The sequence below is a fragment of the Paenibacillus sp. PAMC21692 genome (assembly GCF_014303795.1).
In the GTDB taxonomy this organism is placed as follows: domain Bacteria; phylum Bacillota; class Bacilli; order Paenibacillales; family Paenibacillaceae; genus Pristimantibacillus; species Pristimantibacillus agaridevorans.
In genome coordinates, this window is record NZ_CP060293.1 from 7,037,728 (window position 1) to 7,059,596 (window position 21,869).

The 21,869-nt window shown below is 54.0% G+C and carries 16 protein-coding genes; 5 read left to right on the top strand and 11 right to left on the bottom strand.

All coding sequences use genetic code 11. The annotated features are described in order from the left end of the window. Positions 1-39: 39 nt before the first annotated feature. A complete protein-coding gene (locus H7F31_RS28395; RefSeq protein WP_187101543.1) occupies positions 40-822 on the bottom strand; it encodes a sporulation protein in 783 nt (260 codons plus the stop codon). A 209-nt stretch (positions 823-1,031) separates the two neighbouring features. Between H7F31_RS28395 and H7F31_RS28400 the strand changes: the two genes are divergently transcribed. From H7F31_RS28400 to H7F31_RS28420, 5 genes are all read left to right on the top strand, one after another. Then, positions 1,032-1,715 carry a response regulator transcription factor gene (locus H7F31_RS28400; RefSeq protein ID WP_261800164.1) on the top strand — a complete coding sequence of 228 codons (684 nt, stop codon included), beginning with the start codon at positions 1,032-1,034 and terminating at the stop codon, positions 1,713-1,715. Continuing rightward, positions 1,712-3,142, top strand: coding sequence for a sensor histidine kinase (locus H7F31_RS28405; protein ID WP_187101544.1), 1,431 nt, complete (start codon positions 1,712-1,714; stop codon positions 3,140-3,142). The genes H7F31_RS28400 and H7F31_RS28405 overlap by 4 nt, the downstream gene beginning before the upstream one ends. A 70-nt stretch (positions 3,143-3,212) precedes the next feature. After that, on the top strand, positions 3,213-4,133 hold the full coding sequence (locus H7F31_RS28410; protein WP_187101545.1) for an ABC transporter ATP-binding protein: 921 nt from the start codon (positions 3,213-3,215) through the stop codon (positions 4,131-4,133). Then, the gene (locus H7F31_RS28415) at positions 4,130-4,840 is read left to right on the top strand and encodes an ABC transporter permease (protein ID WP_187101546.1); all 711 of its coding nucleotides are present in this window, start codon (positions 4,130-4,132) and stop codon (positions 4,838-4,840) included. Before H7F31_RS28410 ends, H7F31_RS28415 begins: the two co-directional genes overlap by 4 nt. A 1-nt stretch (position 4,841) precedes the next feature. After that, positions 4,842-5,591 carry an ABC transporter permease gene (locus tag H7F31_RS28420; protein WP_187101547.1) on the top strand — a complete coding sequence of 250 codons (750 nt, stop codon included), beginning with the start codon at positions 4,842-4,844 and terminating at the stop codon, positions 5,589-5,591. Positions 5,592-6,092: 501 nt separating this feature from the next. Here the strand turns inward: H7F31_RS28420 and H7F31_RS28425 are convergent. The 10 genes from H7F31_RS28425 to H7F31_RS28470 form a co-directional block, all read right to left on the bottom strand. Beyond that, a complete protein-coding gene (locus H7F31_RS28425) occupies positions 6,093-6,656 on the bottom strand; it encodes an NUDIX hydrolase (RefSeq protein WP_315970531.1) in 564 nt (187 codons plus the stop codon). Positions 6,657-6,689: 33 nt separating this feature from the next. Beyond that, positions 6,690-8,564 carry an ABC transporter ATP-binding protein gene (locus tag H7F31_RS28430; RefSeq protein WP_187101548.1) on the bottom strand — a complete coding sequence of 625 codons (1,875 nt, stop codon included), beginning with the start codon at positions 8,562-8,564 and terminating at the stop codon, positions 6,690-6,692. Beyond that, positions 8,554-10,290, bottom strand: coding sequence for an ABC transporter ATP-binding protein (locus H7F31_RS28435; protein WP_187101549.1), 1,737 nt, complete (start codon positions 10,288-10,290; stop codon positions 8,554-8,556). The genes H7F31_RS28430 and H7F31_RS28435 overlap by 11 nt, the downstream gene beginning before the upstream one ends. 5 nt (positions 10,291-10,295) lie before the next feature. Next, the gene (locus H7F31_RS28440; protein ID WP_256975457.1) at positions 10,296-10,757 is read right to left on the bottom strand and encodes a MarR family winged helix-turn-helix transcriptional regulator; all 462 of its coding nucleotides are present in this window, start codon (positions 10,755-10,757) and stop codon (positions 10,296-10,298) included. Positions 10,758-11,042: 285 nt separating this feature from the next. Further along, positions 11,043-12,980: a glycoside hydrolase family 36 protein gene (locus H7F31_RS28445; RefSeq protein ID WP_187101550.1), complete on the bottom strand. Its 1,938-nt coding sequence runs from the start codon at positions 12,978-12,980 to the stop codon at positions 11,043-11,045. 13 nt (positions 12,981-12,993) lie between these two features. Further along, positions 12,994-15,531 carry an apiosidase-like domain-containing protein gene (locus tag H7F31_RS28450; RefSeq protein ID WP_187101551.1) on the bottom strand — a complete coding sequence of 846 codons (2,538 nt, stop codon included), beginning with the start codon at positions 15,529-15,531 and terminating at the stop codon, positions 12,994-12,996. A 72-nt stretch (positions 15,532-15,603) separates the two neighbouring features. Then, positions 15,604-16,794 carry an SGNH/GDSL hydrolase family protein gene (locus H7F31_RS28455; RefSeq protein WP_187101552.1) on the bottom strand — a complete coding sequence of 397 codons (1,191 nt, stop codon included), beginning with the start codon at positions 16,792-16,794 and terminating at the stop codon, positions 15,604-15,606. 131 nt (positions 16,795-16,925) lie between these two features. Next, complete coding sequence (locus H7F31_RS28460) at positions 16,926-19,817, bottom strand: discoidin domain-containing protein (RefSeq protein ID WP_187101553.1); 2,892 nt, start codon at positions 19,815-19,817, stop codon at positions 16,926-16,928. A 54-nt stretch (positions 19,818-19,871) separates the two neighbouring features. Continuing rightward, positions 19,872-20,930: a Gfo/Idh/MocA family protein gene (locus tag H7F31_RS28465; RefSeq protein ID WP_187101554.1), complete on the bottom strand. Its 1,059-nt coding sequence runs from the start codon at positions 20,928-20,930 to the stop codon at positions 19,872-19,874. Between the two features lie 36 nt (positions 20,931-20,966). Continuing rightward, complete coding sequence (locus H7F31_RS28470) at positions 20,967-21,830, bottom strand: sugar phosphate isomerase/epimerase family protein (protein WP_187101555.1); 864 nt, start codon at positions 21,828-21,830, stop codon at positions 20,967-20,969. Between the last annotated feature and the right edge of the window lie 39 nt (positions 21,831-21,869).

Here is a 21,869-nt window from a genome sequence, read left to right on the forward strand (position 1 = left end):
CCTTTGAGACAGCCCCTGTTTTAGCCGCGCACTGGCAGCTTAATGAGAATAGCGCGATATTACATTGTTGAGAAGCGATGCCACGTATTGCGGTCCTTGCGCAAAATCGGATTCTTTGACTACGAGCTTCACAAAGCTTTCGTCCGTATCCATAGCTTCGGCGAACAAACCGAACAGATTTTTCGCACGACGGTCAATCTGCAGCAGCAGCTCCAGCTCGCTGCCTCGATTGCGCAGGAACACGAGCTCCACCTCGTCCAGCTGTCCGCGATAAGCACCGCTGTACGGCACCCATTCGAACTCTTGCACGAACGGAGAAGAGTCTCCGATTCGAGGCGCGTAGACCGTTTCCGCTTCGCGGAGCTTGAAGCCCAGCGATTCGATCGCCTGCAAAACCATGTGCATAGGCTGGGTCGGCACAACTTCGATATAATCGTTGTCCGTAGGATCCACGGAGGAGCGAATATCCGCCGACGTCTTGATCCACACCGGCGATCTGCCGATGGACAGCGGCGTATGCGGAGCCAGGTAGAAGCTGAAGCCGATTTCCCTGTTCTCGCCCGCGCGCACCGTTATAGCTGGAGAGACGCGTACCTTGCCAAGCTCCACGTTCTGCTTCAACTTGCTATCGTTCACTTCTTTGATGTAATAAGTCATGATGGATAAATCAATGCCTTCGATCTGCTGATCGACCGAACCTCCAAAAATGCGCACTACACCGCGCACCTCGTCACCGGGACTATAGGATGTGCGCTCCAGCAGCGTATCCACCTTCGCCGCCCCAATTCCCACGCTTGCCATCATGCGGTTGAACAATGACATGGAATCCACTCCTTCTCGTATCATTACCTCATAACCAACTATTACGAAACACCCTAGCAAATGGTATCAGCAACATCATAACAAATTTTCACAATTTGTGAACGGTTACTTGAACAGACTTTCCGGCAGACTTTCCGGTAGACTTTCGCGGCAGGGAGTCTTCGTATATAATTTTCGGAAAACGGGTGCGCTCGGAGGGGAAGATCGATTTGACCAATAACTCCATTAAGTTGCTTTATATCGAAGACGACACGGAAATAGGAGAGCTTGTAACGGAGCAGCTCCGCTCCAAATCATACGAGGTGAAATGGCTTAAAAGCGGCGAGGAGGCTTTGCGGGAAGCCGAGGGCTGCAGCTTGGTCGTGCTGGACGTCATGCTGCCCGGGCTTGACGGCTTCACGATCGGACAAAGACTGAAGAAAGCATATCCGGATCTGCCTATCCTGATGCTGTCCGCTCGAACGTCCATCGATGATAAGCTGCAAGGCCTTGAATTCGCGGATGATTATGTGACCAAGCCATTCCATCCCGACGAATTGTCGGCCCGGATCGAAGTGCTCCTCCGCCGCGGCGGAAGACGCTCCAGCGAACCGACCAAGGTAAAGCATCTGCTTGTTTATGAGGCAGAAAACCGGATCGAGCATGCGGATACCGGAGAAGAGCTCGCCCTCGGGGGCAAGCAGTTCCACATCTTCATGTTTCTGTTCCGCCATCTGGGGCAAATTCTGACCAAGGAGCAAATCTACGAGGCGGTATGGGGCGAATCTTATCTGGATGGGGATAAGACGCTTATGGTACATATCCGGCACTTGCGCGAGAAGATCGAGAAGGACCCCGCTTCGCCCGAAGTCGTCGAGACGATTCGCGGGCTGGGTTATCGGGTACGGGCATGAACAAACGCAACGATTCGCAAGCTTCCGTACGCAAGTCGCGTCTCCTGCCGGGCTCGCTGCAGGGACAATATTTGATCATCGTGCTGGCCGCATTCCTGTTCATTCCCGTCATTATCCCGCTTGCCAGTCTCACCTACACCATCGTTCAGTGGAGCTCGAAATCAGATATGGAGAGCGGCGCCAAGTATGGCGGGACGTCTGGTCTTTTGTCGGATTGGCATGCGCATGCCGCCAATATGGAAGGCAAGTCGGATGCGGCCATCGACGAAGCTCTCATCGAGCTGAAAAGACGCTATCCCGAAGCCTCCATGTTCTGGGTCGATGCTAATGGCGCGACAAGGAGTCAACTGCCGCCTCAGCTCGATATTCCGGCGCAATGGACGCCGGAGGAGGCCATCCGGTTTATGAAGGCAAGCATCGGGAAAGATCCTTATACGGTCATCGCATTCCTCGGGAAGGAAAATGCCGGCCCTTCCTTTATGACGATTCGAATACCGCGCGAAGTGATCTCCACGGGCAATCCGAACGGCTCCGGGACGCCGTATTACATCGCCTTCGTCTTTGTCATGTTCTCGGTGTTCGTAGCCATGTCGCTCTTGTTCTTCCGCCACATCCGCAGACGGCTCCTTCGCCTGCAATCCGCTATGGCGCAGCAGGATGAGCACGGCATCCCGGAGCCCGTCGCGATCAAGCGCTGGGACGAAATCGGAGCGCTGGAATACTCCTTCAACGGCATGGTCGCCCAGCTCAGGGACAGCCGGCAGCGCCAGAGCGAAGAAGAACAGCTGCGCAAGTCGCTCGTCGCGAATCTGTCGCATGATCTGCGCACTCCGCTCACGATTATGCAGGGGCATCTCTACCAATTGCGCGAGGAGCCGCTTAGTCCGAAGGGGCAGCAATCCGTATCGGTCATGCAGGGCAAAGCCGAAGGGTTGGGCGAGCTTATCGACAACCTGCTTGCCTATACGCTCATGACCAGCGGGCGCTATAAGCTGACCCTGGAGGCTGTTGACATCGTCCGGCTGGCGAGAGAATCCGCCGCAAGCTGGTATCCGCTCTGGGAACGGGAAGGTCTCGAGGTCGACGTTCGGCTACCCCATGAGCAGCTGATATGGCAAGGCGATCGCGCGGGCTTGCAGCGCATACTGGACAATTTATTCCAGAATGTCGTTCGCCATGCCCGGGATGGCGGTTATATCGGCTTAGCGTTGGAGAAGCGGCACGGACGGCCATGCCTGGTCGTCTCCGACAAAGGCCGAGGTCTGAACTCCGAATCCTCTGCCACAGGGGCAGGCGTCGGACTAGCCATCGTGGATTATTTGGCCGACAGCATGGGACTCGTCCGCGAAACGGCAAGCTCGGAGGAAGGGACGCGGGTGTATTTGTACGAGAAGACGAAGACGAACGACGGGCGCGGCTTTTTTTAAACGAAATTTAACCTTCGCCGTACACGGGACTTAACCTTGAGACGTTAATCTGGATCTCGAGGTGATCGACTTGAAAGAATGGATAATCGAGACAAGAGGTCTCGGCAAGAGGTACAAGGGGCGCTATGCGGTGTCCAACCTGAATCTGCAAATCGCAAAAGGAGAAATATACGGCTTCCTGGGACCAAACGGCGCGGGCAAGACAACGACGATCCGCATGCTGCTCGGTCTGATCAAGCCATCCGGAGGGTCTATTCGGATCTTCGGACGACCGCTGGAGAAGGACCGGCTGTCTATTCTGAGGAAGGTCGGCTCGCTGGTGGAATATCCGTCGAACTATGGACATCTGACCGCCGTTCAAAATCTCGAGGCGATTCGCCGCATCATCGGCGTGCCTGCGAGCCGAATCGATGAGGTTCTCGCTATCGTCGGATTGACGAAAGAAGCGAAGCGGCCGGTTAAAGGTTATTCGCTCGGCATGAAACAACGGCTAGGTATAGCGAGCGCTCTGCTTGGCAACCCGGAGCTGCTCATCCTCGATGAGCCCACCAACGGCCTCGACCCGTCCGGCATACTGGAAATTCGCGAGTTGATCAAGGAAATGCCGCGCCAATACGGCATTACCGTGCTCATTTCCAGCCATCTGCTGAGCGAAGTGGAGCAAATGGCTAGCGTCGTCGGCATCATCCGTCGCGGGGAGCTGGTGTTCCAGGATACGATAGACAGCTTGCGCACGCAGTCGCAGAGCGCCGTCACGCTCCGCGTCTCGGAACGCGAAGACGCCTTGAACGTGCTGGCGAACCGCGGTATCGAAGCCGCGATCGGCGCGGGCGACTCCACGCTGTCGCTTGGCAGTGCCGAAGACGCCGCCGTAGCCCTGGCCGTCAAAGAACTGGTGCAATCCGGCCATGCCGTCTATCGGGTGGAAGAAGATCGCAAGACGCTGGAGAAGCTGTTCCTCGAAATCGTCGGGGAGGATGGAAGCTTATGATCGTTCAAGCGATAAGATCCGATCTGCTCAAGATCAATGGCAAAGGACTGTGGTTCCTGACCTTCCTCGCCCCGGTCGGCTTAATCGCGATGCAAGGGCTGAATTACGGTCTCCGCTACGATTATATGATAAAAGCCTACGCCGACGATCCCTGGGGCGGCCTGCTGAACAACATTTTGATGTTCGTTCCCATCGCGCTTTTGATGGGCATTACCATTCTGAGCTCCATGCTGGCCAATGTCGAGCATCATACAAGCGCGTGGAAGCAGTTGCTCGCGCTGCCGATTTCGCGATACGCGGTGTTCGGCTCCAAATTCGCCATCGTGGCGTTGCTACTTGCCGTTGCCAGCATCGTGCTCGCGCTCGGCGCCTTCGGACTCGGACTGCTGCTCGGCTTCGATGCGGCGGACTTCCCCTTGACCGATGCTATTAAGCTGGCGGCTTATCCCTATCTGGCATCCTGGACGCTGCTGACTCCGGTGCTGTGGATGTGCGTGACTTACCGCAACCAGTCTCTGCCGATTACGATCGGAATCGTTGCCGCCTTGATTTCGGTGTTCCCTCTCTCGGAGTGGGTGCCCACCAACTGGCCGCTTGCTTCCTACAAGGCAGAAAACGGTGAAACCTTCGTCCTCGCGGGGCTAATCATCGGACTTGCGATTTTGCTGCCGGCAGCCGTCCACTTCAATCGAAAGGACGTGAACTGAGATGGGATTCCGTTCTTTCCTGGGGCTGCTCGGCGCTGAACGATTAAAGCTTAGCCGCTCCTTGATTTGGCTGCTCGTCCCCATTAGTCCCCTGCTGGCCGCGCTGATCGGCGCCATGTCGAATTTGACGGACGTACCGGAAGCAGCGCGATACGATCTGCTGCAATCCAACGTCTTTATGCTCCATGCCTTGCTTCTGTTGCCCATATTGACAGGCATCTTCTCGTCCTTCGTGTGCAGATACGAGCACAACGGAGGCGGATGGAAGGCAACGTTTAGCTTGCCGGTATCGCGCACCGCTTTGTACGGCGCCAAGTTTATCATGGTTGCTTCCTTGCTTGCCGCCGTGCAGCTAATCATGATCGGCGCGCTTCTGGCGGCATCCGCCGTACAGGGAATTACAGGCAGCATCGACTGGCAATCGGCGCTCGTCTCCCTCCTTACGGGATGGATTGCCTGCTTGCCTCTGGCCGCTTTGCAGTTGTGGGCTTCCATCGGCTGGAGCAGCTTCGCCGCGCCGCTGGCCATCAACGTGTCCATGACGATTCCGAACATACTGATCATCAACTCCGACAAGTATGGACCGTTTTATCCATGGGCACAGCCGGCGCTCGGTATGCTTGTACAAGGCGGCGAGCAAAATTTCGGCGCCTTTAATCTGCCCCTCGAGAACATTCTCGTGACGGTAGGCTGCAGCTTCGTGTTGTTTGTCGCTGGCGGACTTCTTTATCTTCATCGAAAAGAGATTTGATTGTTTTGAGCGACCTCGCCGGGACGGGCTGCTGGAACAGACGCGATTAAGCAACATCCCGTTCATGAACGGAGAGAAAAACCGTCAGGATTGATCATCCTGACGGTCCTTTGCGTTTGAGTATGACAACATGGTCCGAGCATTAAAGACTTAACCGATCTATTTAAATGAGTGCGACCAACGGAACGGAACTGAGTGCCGCTATTTGCGCCATATCAACTGGTTTTGGAAGCCTAACGGAACTGATCGCTCTTATTCCAGCCCAACCGCCCGCCATCCCCCTTTTAATCGACTGATTAGGCTTCTGAGTTCCGTTAGCCCCGCCATCCCCCCTCCATTTGGCTGAATAAGGGCGCTGAGTTCCGTTGTATCTTCATACACGTAAATACACAAGTTCGCAGACACGCGATAGCGACTACGACTGAACCGGTGCAGTCCCTACACCCTCACCTGCAGACGAACCAGCGACAACCTCTTCCCGCCAGCTCCTCTTACTCGCTCCTACGTTCGGAACAGTCCGTAGCCGTTTAACGGGACGATCGGCGCAGTGTCCTTAAGCAATCCCGCCGATTGACCGCGGAACGCGATATCTGCTAGCCATCTGGTAAACGGCGCGACGTTCATCTCCGCCATCTCGTCAAGCGTGAAAAAACCTGCGGCATCCACCTCATAGTCATCTGGCCGCGGCTCGCCGCCGACATAGTCCATAGCAAACGCGATGTAGACGTTGTGAATGTCCCTCGGCTGATCGCGCAGCGCAGCGACGCCGGTAACGACGGCCTCTATCCCGCTTTCCTCCATCACCTCGCGCACAATCGTTTCTTCGATGGGTTCCAACTGCTCGATGTATCCGCCAGGATTGGTCCAAAAACCTTTGCCTGGATTTTGCGCGCGGCGGACGAGCAGCATTTTGTCGTCCTTCTTCACGAGCGCCCCGACGCCGATGCTATAGCTGCCCCAGTGCACGAAGCTGCACGTCGTACACGCTTGTCGCGAATGACCGTCCATCTCCCTGTATTCCATCGCGCTCCCGCAGGCTGAACAAAACTTTACTTCCACTCCCATACCTTCTCTCCATGTCGTCGATTATTGCTTTCACTATGTTTGCACATTCTTAAACTGTTGGTCAAACATGCCGTAATATACGCCTCGCCGCTCCATTAGCGCGTCATGCGTACCCTTCTCCTGGAGCTTGCCCCGGTCGATAACCATGATCGCGTCTGCGTCCCGGATCGTATTGAGCCGGTGCGCGATAATAAACGTCGTCCGGCCCTTCATCACCTTGAGCAGCGCCTCCTGAATATGCAGCTCCGTCCGGGTATCGATGCTGCTGGTCGCTTCGTCGAGGATTAAAATCGACGGCTTGGCCAGGATAACTCTGGCGATCGCGAGCAATTGCCGCTGCCCCTGGCTCAGATTGCCGCCGTTCTCGGTCAGCTCCGTACCGTAGCCGTGAGGGAGCCGCCGAATGAAAGTATCGGCATTGGCCATGCGCGCCGCCTGCAGCATTTCCTCCTCCGTCGCATCCGGCTTCCCGTACAAAATATTGTCCCGAATCGTGCCCGAGAACAGATACGTATCCTGCAGCACGATGCCAAAGCATTGGCGCAGGCTCTCCCTCGTATAGTCCCGAATATCGCGACCGTCGATCAGAATGCGGCCGCCCGTCACATCGTAAAAGCGCGTAAGCAGATTAACGATGGTCGTCTTGCCCGCTCCCGTCGGCCCTACCAGCGCCGTGCTGCTCTCTTTTGGCGAATCGAAGCTGACATTGTTCAAGATCGGGACATCCTGGCGATAACCGAAATTGACATTCTCGAATACAACATGTCCCTTAGGGTTAGACAGAACTATCGCGCCAGGCGCATCGGGTTCTTCTTCCTTTTCGTCCAGCACCTCGAACACCCGCTCCGCGCCCGCTACGCCTGACAGCAGAACATTGTAGATTTGAGCCATCTCGTTAAGCGGACGGACAAACTGCCGGGAATAACCCACGAAGCTCGCGATCAGACCGACGCTAAGATGTCCGTTGACGGCCATCACGCCGCCGACGATTGCGATGGTCGCGATCCCGATATTGTTTATCACGCCGAGGAGCGGCATCAGGAAACCAGACCAGATCTGCGCTTTGAGCGACACCTGAAGCAGCTTGCCGTTCACTTCCTCGAACTGCTGAATCGACTTGGCCTCGTGATTGAACGCCTTTACGACCTGCAAACCCGTGATCGTCTCTTCGATATGGCCGTTAAGCTTGCCCAACTGCGCCTGCTGCTCCTTAAACAGCACCCCCGTCCGGCTCGTCACGAATTTCGCAAGCAGGTAGACGAGCGGCACCGTGATCAGAGTAGCAAGCGTCAGCAGCGGGCTTAAAACCAACATCATGACAAGCGAACCGACGATGCCGATGAAGCCCGACATTAGCTGCACCGTCGATTGCGATACCGTATTGCTGACGTTGTCGATATCGTTCGTCACCCGGCTCATTAGCTCTCCATGCGACCTGGAGTCAAAGAACCGCAAAGGCAGCTTCTGCAGCTTGCCGAACAGCGAGCCCCGCAGCTGCTTTACCACACGTTGGGACAACCCTGCCATCAGCCAGCTCTGAAGGAAAGACAAAGCGCCTTCGCTGACATATGCAGCAACTAGAACAAGCAGAATGATTTCCAGCAGGCCGAAATCGACGCCGCCATCATCCGCCGCGCTCATGGCGTCGATGGCGGATCCAATCAGATAAGGCGCCGCCACAGCCAGCAGGGAAGTCGCAATGACGAATGCGAAGATAACAATAAGACGCTTGCGCTCGCTGCCGAAGTAACGCCAGAGCCGAAGCATCGTCGCTCGCATTTGCTTCGGCTTGACCGGCTTCCGGCCTGCCCCGCCCGCACCGGGCCTGCCGATCCCCGGAATAGCCGGCGGCACCTTGGCTTCGCTTGCGCCACCTTGACCTTGGCTTCCGCTCGAATTAGACGACATCGCTCTTCAGCTCCTTCCCGATCTGGGAACGATAGATTTCCTGGTACACCTGGCAGCGTTCCAAGAGCTCATCATGCGTTCCTTTGTCCACGATCTTTCCTTGATCCATGACGATAATGTTGTCCGCATCCATCACGGAAGTAATTCGCTGCGCGATGAGCAGGCAAGTCATGCCTTGCGCATAAGTTTTGAGCGCGGATTTGATGCGAGCCTCCGTCACCATATCGACCGCGCTGGTGCAATCGTCGAGAATAAGAATGTCCGGTCTGCGGATCAGCGCTCTCGCGATGGAAATTCGCTGCTTCTGACCGCCGGACAGATTAACGCCGCGCTGTCCTAACAGCGATTGATAACCTTCAGGCAGCCGCTGGATAAATTCATGCGCCTCGGCAAGCTTAGCTGCCTCCATCACTTCTTCGTCCGTCGCCTCTTCCTTTCCCCAGCGGATATTGTCCATAATGGAGCCCGTGAACAACATGGTTTGCTGCGGCACGATGGCGATGCGTTCCCGAAGCGACGACGGATCGAGCTCTCTGATATCCGTATTGCCTACCCGGATCACGCCGGAGTCCGCATCGTAGAAGCGGGGAATCAGCTCCACCAGACTGCTCTTGCCCGAGCCCGTGGAGCCGACGATGCCGATCGTCTCGCCGGGACGGCATGCGAAGGTCGCATCGTCCACCGCCGGGCTGCCTTGTTCGCCGCCGTAGGAGAAGGTGACGTTACTGAATTCCACAGCGCCTTTGGCTGTCGGATTCCAATCGCCCTCTTCCCGCCAAGTCATGCCGTTCTCTTGTTTGAATACCTCGCCGATCCGCTGCGCGGACGCCTTGGCCCTGATGAACATCGTGAATACCATCGTCAGCATCATGAGCGCAAAAAGGATCTGAGTCATATAGTTGACGAAGGCCACGAGATGCCCGACCGGCAGCAGATCGGCATTTAACCACCGCCCGCCAAGCCAGAGCACCGTCACGATACCGAAATTGACCGTCAGCATAATCGCGGGATTAAAGATCGACATCGCCCGCATCGCGTTCGTCGAGCGGGCGCGCTGCTCCTCGTTCGACTTCTCGAATCTCTCTTCTTCGTAGTCGAATCGGTTGAACGCCTTGACGACCCTGACGCCGGATAAGTATTCGCGCACCGTCGCGTTCACCTTGTCCAAGGACTTCTGCACGTTCATGAACCTCGAGAACCCGATTCGAATATTAAGCGCTACCAATACAATGACGATGGGAACAATAACAAGCAGAATAATGGACAAATTCCAGTTGAGCCGGATCGCCATAATAAGCGCGCCTATCCCGATAATGGGAGCCTTTACGAAAATCCGCATCATCCCGTTCAGAAAGTTCTGCACGAGCGTTACGTCGTTTGTCAGTCGCGTAATGAGCGATCCGCGGTCGAATTGGTTCATGCTGTCGAAGGACAACGACTGGATTTTGGCAAACAGATCCGAGCGAAGCTCCGCTCCGAATTTCTGGGAGACATGGCTCGCCACAACATTGCGGATGGAAGCCGCTATCGCCCCCATTGCGGTAATGAGCAGCATAAGCCCTCCCATTTGGAGGACATGGTTCATATCCTTCTCCGCGATTCCCTCGTCGATGATGTTCGCGAGCAACGTCGGCATCATCAGATCCGCGCCTGCTTCGATCGTGACGAACAGGATGGCGAGAAGAAAGCTTTTCCAATATTTTCGAATGTAGCGACCGTAAGGCATTGGAGTTAGTCTCCTTTCCTTGGCAGATGCGACGACAGCTTCTCCATCAGGGCCACAAGCTGCCGCTTCTCGTCTTCGTTGAAATGGGCGAATGGCTCCTCGAGCGATTCCAGCCAGGCCGCTTCCATGCCGGCAATAGTCTCTTCGCCGCTCGGCGTCAGCTTGACGAGCTTAACCCGCGCGTCCTCGGGACTGTTCTCCCGCACGACGTGTTTCATCAGCTCGAGCCGATCGATCATCTGGGACATCGTGCTCGCCCGCACGTCCAGATGGGCCGCGAGCTGCCCGATCGTCCTTCCCTCCGTGCAGCGCAGATGGCGGAGGAGCATCCATTGCACGCGCGTCAGCTCCGGCTGGTTCCGATGGAAAGCCTCCGAGCGCAGGTAACGCTGAATGCGTTGCATGTGGCCGACGAAATGTTCTAGCGTTACGCGGCTGTCCGGGTTGCCCCTTTTAGAATCGTTCAAGTTGCTATCCTCCACGTTCTCCCCTCCCGCTTCGATTGTTTATCGCTAAACATATTATATAGCGAACCTAAATAAAATTGAAGATGGGGCTTTAAACTCCACCTGCGACATATTCGCATCAAAGCCTGTAATAATGTCCGCGATAGGGTATAACATCCCCTCCGATTGATCATCTGGGACATCGTGAATATGCTTAAACAGAGCCCCAGTTCTAGAAAATATCTAGTAGACGGGACTCTGCCTTTAGACCTTCTCTTTTTTAATATGGCTTTCGCAAATTCAAGCTCAAGGGCACCGCATCGTTTCTTTGCTAAACCACTCCCACAGATTCGTAATTGGCGAATTCGATAACGCTTGTGTTGAAGCAAAAATCAGCTTGCAGCCATGAGGCGGCATCGTAACAACAAGATCTTGAACCGGATGCTGCGAGTTGATCCCAAAACGCCCCTCCCGAATATAACAAACAGACATGTCGATTAGCTTCTCAAGCTGATATTTCACCGTTAGCTGCTCCTCCGACGGGTTAAAGAACAGCAGGAGGGCGCGCTCTTCTTCCGGCCAGACATGCGTCAACACCAGTTCCTTGCCCGGCCCGGCCAAAAGCGGCTGCTTCGCTTTCATCGCGCCTCTCGGTTGAAGGAATTGGAACAGCTCTAGCCGCTCCGGTGACAGCTCGTGCAACGGATCCGACGTATACACCGCCCCGCCAGATACGGCCTGAAGCAGAGCCAGCGACTCGATTTCAGTATCGGTCAATTGAATATGGAAATGTCTAAGCATGACGGCATCGGGATCGTTTTGCCAGAATACGTGATTGAAATAGTTGCTTCCGCCGATTTCACGAATCATGTTGCGCGGACCAAAGCTATTCTCATTCCATTGCGCTCCGACATCATCGGCTATCCTCATCGCATCGACATATCCGACAAAAGGCAAGAAGGGGGCAATACAGCCCAGCCAATAACTGTCTTCGCCTATTTCCTCGCGGATTACATGCATGAATTCACGGAAATACTGAACGGATGTTTTACCTGGCGTATGCCGCTTTACTTTACTGCTATCCTGCAAACCCCAGAGCATAAAATCGGTTTTAAATAACCGCACACCCTGTTCTTTGAAAGTCCGAAATACATGGCGCATATACGCCATCGCATCCGGATGGCTTGTGTCGAGAACGTAGTACTCTTCATCCGCGTATCCCCAGGCTCTCGGCTCATTATAGCAGCGCCATTCGACAACCGGCTTATCCTCAAGATCGTGCAGGACCCAATCCGGATGTTGCCCGTAGAGCTGACTCCGATTGCCTACCATGTACGGGCCGATCCATATCCCCGGCGCGTAGCCATACCTTTGAATGTCAGCGAACGCTGCCCCCATTCCTTCTGGCCACATCTCATTCGTAATCAACCAATCTCCTGCGGAAGGGAAGTAGCCCGCATCAATCTGTATCGATTGCAGTGGCAAATCAGGAATCGCCGAGAAAGCATTCAGGTACTCACGCAGGCGCTCATGAGTAAACCGATGATACCAGTAATACCACGAGCACCAATGATAGGCAGGTTTACGATGAGTCCTGGCTCCCATCGCTTCCGCTATAACGCCAGCCGCTTTCACGAGCCCTTCTTCGAGTTTGTTCTCCCCGCGGAACTCCATGTCCGGAAGCTTCCAGGACCCTTCCCCCGATACGCGCTCCATTCGAAATCCTGCCGTAAATTGTGCGGCTTGCGTAATAGGATCACTAATCTGCACCTCATACTTAAGCATGTATGAGTCATGATTGGCCGCGGAACTGAGTAGATAGGCTTCGTTGTCATGCAGGGCAATTATTCCGAAGCTTTCCGTTCTTTGATATGGCTCCTTGAGCAGTTGGCTTACGGTCGTTAATCCAGATGGCCCGCCTATTCCTAGTCCTTGACGATAAATATCGGAAATGCTTCCAGCATCGGCTCTAAACACAGGATGGAACCAGAGAGGAACTGTCTCAAATCCAAATAATTGAGAACGGATGGCTACTGCACCATCGACATGCGCAAAACATAATGAAATTCTCTTCTCTCCGCCAGCTAATAGGTAACCGATTTCACTGCTGTCTTGACGACGATCTACCGTGACTTGAACAGGTCTAACCGGCCTGCCGTCTATTCCAGGGAAACAATCGGCCACCAGCAAGTCTCCCATTTGTATGTCGAACGCTCCGTGATCATATATATGCACCTTTATCATCTAGGTCATCCTTTTACATGGTTTCTTCTCCATAGATCTCTATCGCACCGATCCGCGCAATCCCCATCATATCTCCCTTGTAGCACAATATACGCAACTGAACGCTCGATACGGGAGCAAACGTGAGGATGACCTCCGTCAGATTGTTGTCTCGCACTTCCGCCAACACCGACCATTGTTCCCCATCCCAATTCTCAATATCGAAGTCGCGTAATTGAAGTCCAGCCCCGGTTGTGTACAAATCCAATCGTTTGATCACTGTCGGCTTCTGCAATGCAATCGCCAACCATTGCGGACGTTCTGGCGACGGGAGCTCTCCATCATGTTCCGGGACCTTGGTGGTCCAGCCCGTGAAGTTGCCCCGCTCGCTCGCAATTGCTCTGCTTGGACGATAGCCGTTGACCCAGTCGGAGGAAGACGCCGAAGCCACGGCTCCTCTCAGCAAAGGGTTCACAATTTCGTCGTAATGGTTCGGCACATCATAATCATAATCGGCCGTCAAGCCCGAACCATCCATTGCCGCAGCAACAACTTTCACCGGCCCGCCCTCCATGCAGCTTAGCACTCCGTACGGGCTAATATAAACTTTGTCCGTCGACGTTCTCCCATCCTGCTCAAATACAGACCAAACGACCCGTTGGTCATGTGTATTCGGTGGACTAAAACGCACAAAAAACTGCCCCCCTTCTCGATCTATGGAGATGGATTGTGCAGCTTGCATAGGCTCTCTGCGATCTTGAGCAGCTATAATAAACGTCCTGCTTGCAGCTAAACCTCGATCGGCAAGCTCCACGGTGACCCGAACGTTGCCGTTTGCACGAGCCATCAACACCCCTTGAGCATCGACATCGGCCGCTATCGTCGGCCCACCATCGAGGTTCGTAACGCCCCATACAGGATGGATTACTTCTCCGCCTGGCAACATAACAGCAATCAATCGCAATATTCTGTCCTTGCCGAAGATGATTGTCGCTTGATCCTCGGATCGAATGGCCAACCTAGGCTGTATGCCTGACGCATCGCTGACTACGAGTAGTAGCCAATCTTGTTTGTCCGGCTTAGGCGGAATAACCCATTGGCCATTTTCGGGATATATAGGACCAGGAATAGCTTTGTAGAGGCCTGTACGTGGATCATACCAACTCGCCTCATATGGAATAGCCGCCATTTGCTTGAGAACTGCCCCGTTCACATCGTCTCCGGTGAATAACGCTACATAGGTACGATCCCCATCCACCATAAGGAAGCTATCCAAACTCTCGCAAAAATCCCCGTATTCCGTATTTCTGAAGCAAGGCTTCAGCCTCCACCACTGAAGAGATTCAAAAAACTCCCTAAAATAGGTCATCTGCTTGCCCGCCTCCGCATTCAAACCGTCAAACCAGCGATAATACGGACCGTAATGGAACCAATCTTCTGGAGAATTATTCAACGCCCATACCCCTTGCACACCGTACCCGTATCCATATGAGCCGTTAAGAACCGCCCTGTATGCCGCTGTTCGTGCGCCGACCGTGGGTTGGTTATTATGCTCGTACCGTGTTTCGTAAGCAAGATAAGGCTTGGTACCCTCCCCTTGCCAGAAGCTTTCCATGTAATCCTTGGACAAATCCAGCGGTTGAAGTGCAAACCAGTTGTGTCCTTCCTCGTTCGCCCAACCGGAGCTTGCATTGTACTGCATATGAGCTGTCATCGGATGTTTGTAGCAGTCATGACGATGGATAGCCCTGCCGATCTGCTTCCAGTATTTTGGGTCCAGTTGGTTATAGAAGTCAGGATCGATCTCCTGGGCAACCGTCCACAAAACGGGGTAGGCACCATAACGGGCCACCCAATAGCGGCCAAGCTTGGCCAGCAGGCTCGAGTCCGTGACCTGCAGCATGCTGGAAAAGGTCAGTGCCGCGTTGGCATGTACAAGTCCACAATCGGCGATATAAGCAAACTTCCGATCGAGATTACGGAGCAGCTCAAGCGATGATTCGCGTATGCCCTGATCACAGTCCAAATGCGGTCCCGATGTCACAAGAGGCTCGGATTGATAGACCGTGAAGCCTTGGCTGACTCGGTGATCCACCATATGATGAAACTGCGATACGACTCCGACCACATTAGAGCGTCCCTCCGCTTCCGACGGTAGAAACCAATGTGTATCGCCCAAATAAAAGAAAGGCGTTCCGTCGGCATAGGTAAAATAACGATCTCCTTGTACAACTCGCAAAAACCCTCGACGATACAGCTCCCATACGCCCGTATAGGGTACACAATTGAAGCTCCACGGCACATCGACATTTAAACCTGCATTATGTTTATCGTTACAAGTCACCGTCAGGGACCATTTTCCAATAACGTTAGGAGCAAATCTAATTTTCCAGCTCGCCTCTCCATCCCAAAAGGCTGGACGGACCAGCACACTGCCATCGGGGCCCCGAAACGTGGCAGTTACCTCCGCTTCAGCGAACGGGTCCCCATACGAAGCCGTACTCATTAGTTCCCACTCCATGCAGCGCCACTGCTCAACCTCTCGAGTCGCGCTCTCCCATCGTAGCTGCACACTTGATTCCTCCCCCCTCATATACACTCCGATCATATATTGCTAATTGCACGCTTGCCTCCTATCGATTCCTTATGGCAGAGAAGCTAAAAAAGCTATTCGACAACGCGTGCCTTCGCAACGCATGCCGTTCCCATGTACAATCTCAAGCTCCGCCACGTGTTCCCCCTCGTCCAGTTCCTCTGCCAGCACCTCGACATGGTACAACCCTTCGAGAGGACACCACTCTGCCCGCTCCGGCTTGATTTCCACCGGCTCGGCGCCGTCGATGCTGCATCGGAAATCGGCGTACAGCCGTCCGAATTCGAATCCCAATGCCGCCCCCCTTCCACGGAAACGGAATCTTAGCTTCGCACCTATCGCCGATGTTGTCAGCATGCGGTCTATCCAAACGACATTCGCGCTGCGCTGAATCGTCCAAGGACCTTCAAGCTGCACATCGTAGAACGGAATAATCTGCGCCGCCCCCCAATGCCTCTTATTCAGAGGCTCCGGCAGCGCTCCATCCGGTACAATTCCACCTCTTGATGTTATTAGGGTGCTTGTTGCCGTTTCTTCATGGACAGCTATATCGCCGGGTGCTTTCTCTAGCTCTTCCTCCAAGAACGCTATGACGCTCTCTGCGTAACTGTAGCTGCCGCGATGCGTCGGATGCAGGCCATCCGGCAGCCATTCCTCCCAATTCATACGTCCCCTCTGCACTTCATTGAAAGCGTAAAGTCCCATCCATACCGAACTCAGAAGGTACAGCTCTCCTAGCTGTTCGAGTTCTGCAATAGAATCCGGCACGCCGCCCGTTATCATCTCTGCATACATCGCTTGCAGGTATGTATAGACAAGCACCACATCGGCTTCGCTTTCCACTAACAGCCGCCGAAGCAGCCCCTCTCGAGAGCGCTTGCGCCGTTCTTGGTCGCCGTAATAGTCGTTGACCGCGTATTCCACAAACACAATATCGCATTGATGACGCAGAATATCCCGCTCCAAACGAAATATGGCAAGATTGCTTCCGGTTGCTCCAATGGCTGCATTTTCAACTGTAAAGCGAACATTCGGGTAACGCTCCACCAGCCACGACACGATTTTCTCAGGCCAGTTATGTCCCGGTCTGGCTTCCGTAATCGATCCTCCAAGAAATCCTAACGTAACCGAGCCCCGGTCAATTGCTTTCCGCAACGAGGATAAAGGTGTACGTTGCTTCCAGATCCGAGCAGCGGTTTGATCCCGCTCCGGGTCGAGCCTTCTATTCATTATTTTGTTCATGAATACACAATCTCCTTAAGCAGAAGTTTGTTGCGAATCCAGCATCAAGTCACGTAAGCAGGAAATGTCGGATCCGACATCTCCAGCTTTGCGTTCGGCCTTGACGTTCCTGCGCCTATACGATATGTTGACTACTCATACAGCTCCAATTCACGGATCGCCGCCCAATTCACGCTATCCGTAATCGTGATTCGAACGTAACGGTATGAACCTGACAGCGTATCGGCAGTCATTTGCCCCAATACGCCCGAAGCCGTATGGTCGGCCAGTACCGACCAGCTGCTGCCGTCCGTCGAGCCCTCCAGTTTATATTTCCACGAGTCCAGACTATAAAAGTGAATACGAGCTTCAGATAAGTCGTGCAAAGATCCTAGATCCACATTCAGCCACTGCGGCTTCGTACCATCCGAAGCGCACCAATAAGTCGAAGCGAGACCGTCCAGCGCCTTGTCTTCCTCGTAGCCAATCCCGCTTATGGACGAAGCCGTAGCGAGCTTGCCGGAAGCCGCATTCGGCTTGCCGTAAACGTCGAATTCACGGATCGCCGCCCAATGTCCAGAATCTGTAATCGTTATGCGTACATAACGGTAGATGCCGCTAGCCTCGTCGCTTGCCGTCTGCCCCGTTACTCCGCTGACCGTTCTGTCAGCCAGCGTCGTCCACGTTACACTGTCCAACGATCCCTCCAGCTTGTATTTCCATGTCGTGTGTCCGTAGAAATTCATAACGATTTTCTCCAGCCTGCTTGGCACGCCCAGATCGACTGAAAGCCATTGCGGCATGGCAGCATCTTCCGCGCACCAATAGGTGACGTCGTTGCCATCTACCGCTTTGCCGCCGCTGCACCCCGTGCCGTTATCGCTCGAAACCGCCGTTGTTTTATTACGCGAGAGCAGCTCGGACTCATCGTAGCCGAGTATCCGGAACTCGGATATCGCGACCATTGAGGGGGCAAGAAAACCGGTCACCGTTATGCGCACGAATCGATAATCGCCGGTTACGCTGTCCGACATATCCCTGGCCGTTCTCCCCGCCGCGGTATGATCCGCCAGCGTCGTCCAAGAGACCTGGTCAAGCGAGCCCTCCAGCTTGTAATTCCAGGTATCCTCGCGATTAAAGCCGGTTTCGATCGACTCCAGCTGCTTAATGCCGCCAAGATCCACCGTCAGCCATTGCGGGACAACACCTGAACCGGCTATCCAGCTCGTATCGTAGAGGCCGTCGACAGCCAATTCAGAGCCGAAGCCTGCACTGCTGCCGGATACAGTGATCGGTTTGTAAGCCGCCTGGTTCGTCGCTCCTTCATTGCTTGCGGTCGGCTCACTGCTCACAAGAAGCATCCATTCATCGGATGTAGGACGATTGGGAACCGTCCAAGTACCGGACGGGGCCTTAAATGTATCGAGAGCAGTATACTGACCGTTACGCGGATCGTACCACTTAGCTGTATAGGTTGCGGAGGTCGACATATTTTTTAGAGTGCCGGTCGATGTACCCGACCCGAAAAAATAAGCGACGTAAGTTTCGTTGCCGTCCGTCGACAACAGGCTGTGCTCTGGCGTGACAAAAGCGGACCAGGTACTGCTGTCAAATCGGGGCGTCAGCTTCCACCATTCCAGACTCGTATAAAATTGTTTGAAATAAGCAAGCTGGTCTGCCGTCCGCAAATTGGCCCCGTCGTACCACCAATAGTAACGTAGCGGCAATTCGTATTCGGTTCCATAGTCCGCAGGCTCTCCCGGTTTGGAATAGATGTCGTTCCATACGCCCGCAGCGCCGTAACCATAACCAAAAATGCCGTATTGGAAAGCTTTGTAGCCCGCGCCCAGCGCACCTTTGGCATCGGCCCAGAAGTTTTCGTATCCAGTTTCGTACAGAACTGCCGGCTTCGCGATTGGCGCCTCCCAAAACGTTCTGGCCGTACTCATTCCGTCCATGCCGATGGACATTTGGGTGGCCCACCCACCGTGATACGGCTGGTCCACCCACCAGGAATTCGCCGCCGTAGTCACGCTCGTTCCTTCCATATGCGGCATGATTAAATGACCGTAGCTGTCATGATCCGCAATGCCTTCGCCCACCGCAAACCACTTCTCGATCGTTGAGGCGTCGTATGCACCGTACAGATTTTTATCTATTTCCTGGCCGATCGTCCAGATCACCGGGTAAGCTCCATATCTTGCAACCCAATATCGGCCGAGCTTGGCCATAAAATCTTCTGTAAAGACAAGGGGGAAATTCGCCGGGTCTCCCACCCAGGACACTTGGGCCGCCGCATGCACGAGACCCTGCTCCGCAATATAGTCGAATTTACGATCTAGGTTATGAAACCCCGCCAGATCGGCAGCGGTAAAGCCGTCAGTCAAATTGGCCACAGCTTCTTCGTCGCTTCCCGAGTGGCTGCCTCCTCCATGGGGTTGCCAAATCGGCTGCGACTGATAAACGGTGAAGCCCTGCTGTACCCGCTTGTCGACCGTATATTTGAATTGGGAGGCCACACCAGGTACATTGGAAGTGTCGAATCGCTCATGCGGCATGATCCAGTGTGTGTCACCCAGATAGAAAAAAGGCGTCCCGTCTGCATAAACAAGATATCTTCCGTTGTCGCTAGCTTTCAAAAAACCACGCTCGTAAATGTCATGACTACCCGTATAGGCGTTGCTCTGGATCGTAAGCGAAATACCGTGAAGTCCCGTGTCCGACGGGTCGGAAGCTGTTGTCGACATGGTCCACAGACCTGTTGCCGTCGGAGCAAATCTGATCTTCCAGGTGCTTCCTCCATCCCAGAATGCCGGACGAGTAATGAGCGCTCCCCCAGGTCCGTAGAAGCTTGCTTCAACAACTACATCGTTAAATGGATCGGAATACGCTTGGGTACTGGTAAGCGTAATTTCGGAGACGTTCCAAACCTCAACCGAATAATCGGCTGCATATGTCCGATTGTTTTCAAGCATTCCCCCCATAACGATGATCAGTGCCAACATGCTTACCAGAATCATGATATTTTTGCTTCGTTTCACCATGCACAAGCCTCCTTAATGTTGGATAGTCTTGCGGCGCTCGCCTTAGCAGCCCGGCTAGAAGTAAATCTCCTTTCCCGTTGCCCCGGATTCATAGATAGCACAGAGCATTTTCATCACTTCAACGCCATCCTCGACCGTGCTGAGAGGTGTATTCCCTGTCCGGATGCAATCGATGTAATGATCGATTTCATTCTGAAACGCCGAGTAGACATCAAGGTGAAGCGTTTTCAACTGAGGCTGGAGATTAAAGATCGTGTCGTACTTCTCCGATACCACCAAAAGAGCTGGATCCACTTCCATTCCTCCCTTGTCGCCGAACAGCTTCAGATACGTTTCATCGTTTTTGGCATGCAACGTAAAGCTGGCATCCAAGACCAAGGTTGCCCCGTTCTCGAAGCGGATGAACGCAGTCGCCAGATCCTCTACCGTGTTGCTACTCGCGTCGTAGTCAGCCGCTTTATAAAATTCCAGCCCTTGAACATTGGCACGATTACCCAGATCATAATGAACGGAGCCGCTGACCGACTTGACCTTGGGCCGGCCCATCAGATACCAGCTGAGATCGAGAATATGAACACCGATATCGATCAACGGTCCGCCGCCCGAGCGCTGCTTGTCTGCGAACCAACCTCCAGGATTGCCCAGTCTGCGCAGACAAGAGGCCTTGGCATAATACACATTGCCGAGATCGCCGTTGTCCACAATTTTTTTAGCGATTAGGGCATTGTTGTCGAAGCGCCTAACGAAGCCCATCTGAAATATTTTCCCGCTCTTTCGCACGCTTTCTTCGATTTGCTTCGCTTGCTCCACCGTCTGGCACAGCGGCTTCTCCGACAGCACATGCTTGCCGGCTTCCAACGCTGCAATCGCAAATTCAGCATGGGTATCGTTCCAGGTGCAGATGCTGACGCCATCGACCTCCGGATCGGCCAAAAGCTCTTTGTAATCGGTATAAACGTTTTTTATCTGGTACTGTGCCGCTACTTGTTCAGCGCGTTCGCGATTGACATCGCATACGGCTATCACCTCGGCATGCGTATTGGCGGTATAACTGCTGAGGTGCATGTTCGAGATGCTTCCTGCACCGATTACGCCTATTCCAATCTTCCCCATTCGTTGTAGCCTCCCTGTTCTATTCCCCGTGATAAATTACGCTTCATTCCACATTCTGCGGGCGTTATCCATACCGACCTTGGAACCATAATAACAAGGACCGTGCCCCTCGTATTCGATCGAAATATAGCCCTGGTACCCGGATTGCTTGATCAAGCGGATGACCTCATGCTGATCAATATCCCCTTGACCGACGATCGTGCCTCGGAGAAGATTGCCGCCCAGCGTTGGGAAGAAGCCTTCTCCGTAATCACGGTTTCCTGGACGAAGATGAAAATCCTTGAGATGAATCATCGAAGCGATCGGCAGGTTTTTTTTGACCGCTGTCACCGAATCTTCGTCCGCGCACATAAAATTGCCTACATCGAGCAGCGTACGGAAGTTCGGCCGGTCCACCGCGGAAACCAGCGCCTGAAGCCGGTCGCTCGCTTGTACGTAATAACCGTGGTTCTCCACACTCGTCGTCATGTTATATTGGCTCGCATAGTCGGCGACTTCCCTGCATGCTTCCACGAACAAGGGCAGATCCCGATTGAAATTCTGAATCGTCGATTCTGGAATGGGTCGCGAGCCGATATCATGGCGCATATGGCTCGTTCCCAAAGTATGGGCGATATCTACCTGACGTTTCACGCGGTCGATTTCGTTGCGATAGCTGTCTTTATCTGGCTGCAGGAACGTGGCGCCAATCGCGTAATTGGAGATGTCGATTCCGACCTCCTCCGCCTTGCGCCGGATCCGTTCGGCCAACCTCGGGTCTTCGTCTAACGAAAATCCGATCGGCACGATCTCGATATGCTCACCCCCATTGTCCGCCACCCATTGCACTAAATCGATAATGGTCGTACCGCCTTCTCCTAGAGCTCTATGCAAGCTGTATGAGCTGATCCCCAGTTTCATCGGACTTCTCCTCCCTGTAATACGTAGTCTCAGCGACCG

What these genes read in the sequence shown, in the direction of transcription:
- H7F31_RS28405 (WP_187101544.1), top strand. Translation starts at nt 1,712, where the DNA reads ATGAACAAACGCAACGATTCGCAAGCTTCCGTACGCAAGTCGCGTCTC.
- H7F31_RS28455 (WP_187101552.1), bottom strand. Translation starts at nt 16,794, where the DNA reads ATGAACAAAATAATGAATAGAAGGCTCGACCCGGAGCGGGATCAAACC.
- H7F31_RS28445 (WP_187101550.1), bottom strand. Translation starts at nt 12,980, where the DNA reads ATGATAAAGGTGCATATATATGATCACGGAGCGTTCGACATACAAATG.
- H7F31_RS28435 (WP_187101549.1), bottom strand. Translation starts at nt 10,290, where the DNA reads ATGCCTTACGGTCGCTACATTCGAAAATATTGGAAAAGCTTTCTTCTC.
- H7F31_RS28415 (WP_187101546.1), top strand. Translation starts at nt 4,130, where the DNA reads ATGATCGTTCAAGCGATAAGATCCGATCTGCTCAAGATCAATGGCAAA.
- H7F31_RS28430 (WP_187101548.1), bottom strand. Translation starts at nt 8,564, where the DNA reads ATGTCGTCTAATTCGAGCGGAAGCCAAGGTCAAGGTGGCGCAAGCGAA.
- H7F31_RS28420 (WP_187101547.1), top strand. Translation starts at nt 4,842, where the DNA reads ATGGGATTCCGTTCTTTCCTGGGGCTGCTCGGCGCTGAACGATTAAAG.
- H7F31_RS28425 (WP_315970531.1), bottom strand. Translation starts at nt 6,656, where the DNA reads ATGGGAGTGGAAGTAAAGTTTTGTTCAGCCTGCGGGAGCGCGATGGAA.
- H7F31_RS28470 (WP_187101555.1), bottom strand. Translation starts at nt 21,830, where the DNA reads ATGAAACTGGGGATCAGCTCATACAGCTTGCATAGAGCTCTAGGAGAA.
- H7F31_RS28465 (WP_187101554.1), bottom strand. Translation starts at nt 20,930, where the DNA reads ATGGGGAAGATTGGAATAGGCGTAATCGGTGCAGGAAGCATCTCGAAC.
- H7F31_RS28395 (WP_187101543.1), bottom strand. Translation starts at nt 822, where the DNA reads ATGTCATTGTTCAACCGCATGATGGCAAGCGTGGGAATTGGGGCGGCG.
- H7F31_RS28460 (WP_187101553.1), bottom strand. Translation starts at nt 19,817, where the DNA reads ATGGTGAAACGAAGCAAAAATATCATGATTCTGGTAAGCATGTTGGCA.